Source organism: Ideonella alba (assembly GCF_018069875.1).
GTDB classification, from domain to species: Bacteria; Pseudomonadota; Gammaproteobacteria; order Burkholderiales; family Burkholderiaceae_C; genus Ideonella; species Ideonella alba.
Window position 1 is genome coordinate 1 of the sequence record NZ_JAGQDF010000029.1, and the last position, 3,237, is coordinate 3,237.

A 3,237-nucleotide genomic window follows, 5' to 3' on the forward strand; every position below is an offset into this window, starting at 1 on the left:
GGCCCGCTATGCGGGCCTGGGATCAACTTGCGCTTGACGGACGGGGAAGCCCTTGTAGTTCGAGCTGAGCCGCGCACACCGGCATGCCGCTTGGCCCGCTGGACGGATCATGATCTAAGCCGGGCAGCGGACCAAGTGCCATGACGGTGGGCGTCGGTTCCAGCGAAAGGTTAGGCCGCACTCTTCAATCTATTTCGGGCATAGGCGAGCCGGGCGTTCGTTGCTTTGGACAGCCGACCTTCTCTGGGCTCAAGTTCAGCGACAACCTGCCGCCATTCTTTTGCATGAAAGGCAAGCTCTGACCGGGCCACTGCACGGCGATCTTCTTCTGCTTGCCAAGAGCGTTCCCTGACTGTTCGGAGATCTAACCAAAGACTCCGGTCGCCTGCGAAGAATCGGGCTCCCGATAGCTTCAGCACACCGGCAAGGCGGTTGAACTCGGTGAACTGAGCCTCTTCATCGTGAAGCGAGTCGTAGAGGCTATGCGTGCCTCTGGGGAAAGGATCGGAAGCGACAATCGCATGAAGCTCTTCGACAGAGAAGCTGCTTCCGTGCTCGTCGGAGATGTCCAAGCTGAGTTCGAGTCGCCTGGGCGCGTAAGCCAGCGACACCATCCAACCCTTCGGAGTTGCGATGTGTTCCGAACCTTCGCAGCGATAGCGAACAATGCCGCCGGTCCAGTCGCTGCCATCAGGCGTGACCGTTCGTTCTATCGCGCGGAAGCCATGGCTGTCCACGAGGAAGCAAAGCGCTCTCTCCTCAGCCGCACAGAAGGACTCTTCGAAGGAGGGCATGGTGGCGGTTGTGCGGCCTAACGTTCGAGCTGAGCCGCGCACGCCGGCATGGCGCTTGGCCCGCTGGACGGATGATGACCTAAGCCGGGAAGCGGGCCAAGTGCCATGCCGGTGGGCGTCGGTTCCAGCGAAGGGTTAGGCATCAGTCTTCGTCCTCAAACCAGAGGCAAGCTGTCCGCTCCGGCGTGAGGACGAGTATTCCGGTATCGAAGGTGGCTTCGGTCGCGGGTGACCACGAGGCTCCGACGTGTGGCGACTGACGCGGAAGGCCGAACGTGCCATTGGTGAAGTAGCGAGCTCCGACGGTGCCAACGGCCTGAAGAAACTTCGCCGCGAGCTCCTCGGCCTGGCCGAGTGGAACCAGTTCGATCTCGTACGCCATGTCGCGGTGGATGACGCTGCGTAGAACACAAGCAGCTTCTTTGGGACTCACTTCCGAGTAAATGGCTGGTTCGCCCTTGAGGCCAAACGCAAGGGCTGCCAACTCGGGCGAAGCGAAGGCCTCTTCCAGAACCTGGGCTCGAACGTGGCCTGCATTTCGCAGGGCTTCGATGGCCACCAACACTTCCATCTGATGCCTAACGTTCGAGCTAACCGGACCGCGGACGGAGGCAGGACGCCTTGGCCCGAGCTGAGAGAACGTACCGTGTACCTCAGCTCGGGCCAAGGTGGCCTGCCGTAGCGGGTCCGGTTGAGCGAAGGGTTAGGCCGCGCTACATTGACGCTAGGGCGTTGGGGTAAGGCGCTGGGCGAAGCTGAGGCGAGTGAGTGCATGTTGCTTTGCAGGCTTGGCCTTCACGCCGTGTGCCCTGAATCTCGCTCGGCGATATACAAACGCCATCCTGCCCATGCGTACTCCGGCTCGATGTCCCTGTAGCCGCGCTTTTCGCAGATGGCCTCGTATGCATACCTGGGCATGGCAATGCATGCAGCCTTGTCTCTGGCCTCAATAACTTCGGACTCAGTTAAGGGCGCGCCTTTGTCGGATTCGAGTCGAATGAGCACAGCAACGAGCGCTGGTACCGGCACAAGTAGAAGATCGTCGTCCTTCTGGTTCATCTGAGTTGCCGGTGAAGCTTGACATCGGGGACCGCATTGCGCGGCCTAACGTTCGAGCTAAGCGGGCGACAACGGCAGGACGCCAGGGCCCGGTTGGCGAAAATGTACCGCGTACCGCCGACCGGGCCCTGGTGGCCTGCCGTTGTCGCTCCGCTTGAGCGAGGGGTTAGGCCGCATGCGCGCGCCGCCAGACGTGGAGGAACACCATGCCGCCAAGCAGGCCATGCGCACCGAACTGTGCAACACCTTCGAGGTAGTTGAGCCAGCCGGCAATGGTTGGCTTGCCGCCAACGATGAGTTCCGTGTATTTGCCGTGCCATGTGGCTGAGAACGAACTGCCGCCTGTAGTTGCTGGCCAAGCAAACGCGGCGATGCCTATGCTGCCGACGATGAAACCAAGCAAGGCAACGTTCAGTGTTGTTGCCTTGCCCACTTTGTTTAGTGCCCAGAACCCAGGAAGACCGAGTATCAGTAGGTGCGCCGTTGCGACGAGCAGCACAAAAGCGGAGAGTTTCAGAATGTCGACACCGGGCACTGACTCACCAGCGAGAAGTGCTGGCAGAGCGCTCCAGCATGCGAACAATACCGGCTGGATTGCGAGGGCGCAGAGACAGGCGAGCAGAGTGTGTTTCATGCGGCCTAACGTTCGAGCTGAGCCGCGCACGCCGGCATGGCGCTTGGCCCGCTGGACGGACGATGACCTAAGCCGGGAAGAGGGCCAAGTGCCATGGCGGTGGGCGTCGGTTCCAGCGAGGGGTTAGGCCGCACTCAGCGTAGCTCGACGGACTTAAGGAGTTCCAGAAGGGGTGCCAAGTCGGGTCGCTCTTTGCCAGCCATAGAGATGTGGATGTCGAACCAAATCCCATCAACGTAGGCTGCTGCCAGAACATGCGCTTGCCGGATCGGCAACCCTGCGGGCTGATCCAAGAAGAACGTAGCTCCCTTGAATTGTCCGCTCGCGATCAGAGTCAATTCCGTCGCATCCTTGTAGCTCTTGTTCGAGAGCGCAGCCTTGAGGCAGTTGTCCGCGTCCGAGCATGCTGTCGACTTGTCGATGTAGACAGACAAGTTCAGCTTTGTCCTATCACTGGCGAGTAAGTAGTAGACGGCCGATTCGTCTTCTCGCCGCTGCTCACGCTGTATCGTCCAATCGCTCTTCGGTAGGGATAACGCAGGCTTCATCTGAAGCAGTGAAAGCACACGTTCGCGCTCCGTGTCGCGAACGTCCGCGTGTGCGCCCGCAAAGATCAGGCAACCAAGGATAGAGAGCGAGGAAGGTCGAAGCATGAGGTGCGGTGGTTGTGCGGCCTAACGTTCGAGCTGAGCCGCGCACGCCGGCATGGCGCTTGGCCCGCTGTACGGATGATGACCCAAGCCGGGAAGC

5 protein-coding genes are annotated in these 3,237 nt (G+C 60.5%); all 5 read right to left on the bottom strand.

Annotation, left to right across the window (positions count from 1 at the left end; translation table 11 throughout):
• Positions 1–170: 170 nt before the first annotated feature.
• The 5 genes from KAK07_RS25005 to KAK07_RS25025 all read right to left on the bottom strand — a co-directional run bounded on the left by KAK07_RS25005 (position 171) and on the right by KAK07_RS25025 (position 3,140).
• Positions 171–794: a hypothetical protein gene (locus tag KAK07_RS25005; RefSeq protein ID WP_210863684.1), complete on the bottom strand. Its 624-nt coding sequence runs from the start codon at positions 792–794 to the stop codon at positions 171–173.
• Between the two features lie 142 nt (positions 795–936).
• Positions 937–1,353 (bottom strand): hypothetical protein, encoded by a 417-nt coding sequence (locus tag KAK07_RS25010; protein ID WP_210863686.1) that lies wholly within the window; start codon positions 1,351–1,353, stop codon positions 937–939.
• 236 nt (positions 1,354–1,589) lie between these two features.
• On the bottom strand, positions 1,590–1,853 hold the full coding sequence (locus KAK07_RS25015; RefSeq protein ID WP_210863688.1) for a hypothetical protein: 264 nt from the start codon (positions 1,851–1,853) through the stop codon (positions 1,590–1,592).
• Positions 1,854–2,019: 166 nt separating this feature from the next.
• On the bottom strand, positions 2,020–2,487 hold the full coding sequence (locus KAK07_RS25020; protein WP_210857336.1) for a hypothetical protein: 468 nt from the start codon (positions 2,485–2,487) through the stop codon (positions 2,020–2,022).
• Positions 2,488–2,621: 134 nt separating this feature from the next.
• The gene (locus KAK07_RS25025; protein ID WP_210863690.1) at positions 2,622–3,140 is read right to left on the bottom strand and encodes a hypothetical protein; all 519 of its coding nucleotides are present in this window, start codon (positions 3,138–3,140) and stop codon (positions 2,622–2,624) included.
• Positions 3,141–3,237: the final 97 nt, after the last annotated feature.